Raw genomic sequence first — 2,025 nt, 5'->3', positions numbered from 1 at the left:
GCGGCGTAGCTGTGGCTCGATGCGTAGCACGAAAGCCCGGGCCGCAGGCCTCGCGCTATGCCTCGGATGACGGCAGGGCGATCACTCGCCGGCACCCTGCTCCAGCTCCAGCAAGCGCGCTGTGGCAGCCTGCTCGATCAACAAATACAGGCGCTCAACCTGCTGTTGTTCCAGCGCTTTCAACAATTCCAGGGCCTCCACCATGCCCTCGGCGCGGGCCTGGGAAATCAAGCAATTCGCCGCGCTGGTGGCGGTGTTCACTTCGGCCAGGCGCCTGCGCAATACAACCTGATAGCTCGGCGGCAGGATCAGGCCAGGCATCAACTCCTGTTCGTTTCGCATACCGGCCTCCCTCAGTTTTCGCCGACGACCTGGCGCACTTCGGCCATAACCTTGTTCCACTCGTCCACCGCATCAAACATCGCGCCGACCGCTGCCAAGGCGTGCTGTTGCTTGGTGTAAGTGCGGTTCATGTGCTCGGGTCGGCAAGCTGGGCCAGGCCGGTGAGCTGCCACCAGGCTGAGGTAAAGCCGTCGCTACGTTCGGGGCCATTGGGCAGGGTAAGCGCACCTTTCAACTGAGTGAGGTGCAGTTGGGCGCAATCAATGATGGCTTGTTCCAGTTCGGTCATGGCGTATCAACTCTTGGTAATGGCGGGTTGGGTCCAGTCCTCAAGGACTAGGCCAGGAACGCGAGCAAATTCGCGAGTGTTGTTCGTGACCAGAACACACCCAGCGGCCAGGGCATGGCCGGCTATCGCTGCATCGTTGTTGCCAATGGGCGTACCCAGGCGGGCGAGGGCGGTGCGGATCTGCGTTGTTTGATCTACGGCGGCGGCGTCCCAGGACAGGATGGCGTCCAGGCGCTGGATGAAGGCATCGACCATCGCTGCAACCTTGGGCGATGCCTTGGGGTTGGCGGCCCCGAAACGCATTTCGGAGTAGGTGATGGCCGAAACGACAATCCGGTGCTGATTAGTGACTGCCTGTTCCAGCTTGGCCAGCACCGCGTCGGGGCGCTCGCGCATGATGAACGAACAGATGTTCGTATCGAGCATGTACGTCTTTTTGCTCATGTGAAGTCACCCAGGAAACGGTCTTCCTCGATCACATCCTTTCGCTCGGTCAGAAAGTCAGGATCTGCGGCCGCCACGTCGCGCAACGATGCCCAGGAGGGGCGCACAGGGCGCAGGATCAGCGTTTCGCCGTCGCGGATAATCTCCAGCTCGGAAACGCCCTGGTACTCCATATCCCGAGGGATGCGGATCGCCTGGTTTCGGCTGTTCATGAAAATGGAAACGGTACGCATGGGAACCTCCTACAAGTTGAAACACGTTGAGGCGGTGATGGTGCTGCCGCGCTCGATGCCCAGGTTTGCAAGCTGGCCGCGTGGCACCTCGATAATGCCGAGGGCGGGCCGCAATGATGAATGCTTGGCGGTTGTGTGTGGCTCCAGCTCTTGTACGCTCTGGATAACCCCATCTGCTCCGATCCAAGCCGCGTCTAATGGGGCAGGGGTGTTCTTCATCCACACAAATCGCACTGCCGGCGTAGTCCAGAGAAACAGCATGCCTCGCCCTGGATCTGGCCGCCCGGCGAGGCCCTGCGCCTGTGCGGCTTCGGTGGTGGCCACGGGTAGGTCGAGTGTCGCGCCATTCTGGAACGACAACCGGCAATCATCGCTATAAGCCGGTGTGGTGAGCACGGCCCCCAAAAGCAACGCAGGTAAGCAGCGGTTGAGCATCGGAACCTCCTTCAATCTCCAAGAGAATCCTAGCATATGGCAAGCATATGTCAATTGAGCAATTGAGCGCGCTGGGGTGCGTCGTTATACTGCGGGCATGCGCTCCTTCGCAGAGCACTAGAAGCCCGTTTTGCATTGCTGTGCAGCGGGCTTCGCCATTTCTGGCCCTCCTGTAATCCCTCCCCAAGAATCCCTGAATCTTCGTAGAGCCTGGTGCGTGTGGCTGACTAGCGAGGCTTGCCCGAGTCTGTCCGGTGCGAGTGGCGGGCGGCTGCCGGCAGG

General features: G+C 60.7%; 5 protein-coding genes. All 5 read right to left on the bottom strand.

Going from position 1 to position 2,025, the window contains the following annotated elements; all coding sequences use genetic code 11:
* Positions 1 to 81: 81 nt before the first annotated feature.
* The 5 genes from NA637_RS24790 to NA637_RS24770 all read right to left on the bottom strand — a co-directional run bounded on the left by NA637_RS24790 (position 82) and on the right by NA637_RS24770 (position 1,743).
* Positions 82 to 342, bottom strand: coding sequence for a hypothetical protein (locus tag NA637_RS24790; protein WP_015272399.1), 261 nt, complete (start codon positions 340 to 342; stop codon positions 82 to 84).
* A gap of 127 nt (positions 343 to 469) precedes the next feature.
* A complete protein-coding gene (locus NA637_RS24785) occupies positions 470 to 631 on the bottom strand; it encodes a hypothetical protein (protein WP_015272398.1) in 162 nt (53 codons plus the stop codon).
* 6 nt (positions 632 to 637) lie between these two features.
* Positions 638 to 1,075, bottom strand: a complete 438-nt coding sequence (locus NA637_RS24780; protein ID WP_012477632.1) for a type II toxin-antitoxin system VapC family toxin — start codon at positions 1,073 to 1,075, stop codon at positions 638 to 640.
* Positions 1,072 to 1,308 (bottom strand): type II toxin-antitoxin system VapB family antitoxin, encoded by a 237-nt coding sequence (gene vapB / locus NA637_RS24775; protein WP_012477631.1) that lies wholly within the window; start codon positions 1,306 to 1,308, stop codon positions 1,072 to 1,074. Before vapB ends, NA637_RS24780 begins: the two co-directional genes overlap by 4 nt.
* A gap of 9 nt (positions 1,309 to 1,317) precedes the next feature.
* On the bottom strand, positions 1,318 to 1,743 hold the full coding sequence (locus NA637_RS24770) for a DUF192 domain-containing protein (protein WP_015272397.1): 426 nt from the start codon (positions 1,741 to 1,743) through the stop codon (positions 1,318 to 1,320).
* Positions 1,744 to 2,025: the final 282 nt, after the last annotated feature.

Origin of the sequence: Stutzerimonas stutzeri, from assembly GCF_024448935.1 — a bacterium.
In the GTDB taxonomy this organism is placed as follows: domain Bacteria; phylum Pseudomonadota; class Gammaproteobacteria; order Pseudomonadales; family Pseudomonadaceae; genus Stutzerimonas; species Stutzerimonas stutzeri_AO.
The sequence above is the reverse complement of the archived record's forward strand: the minus strand, read 5'-3'. Positions and strand labels throughout refer to the sequence as shown.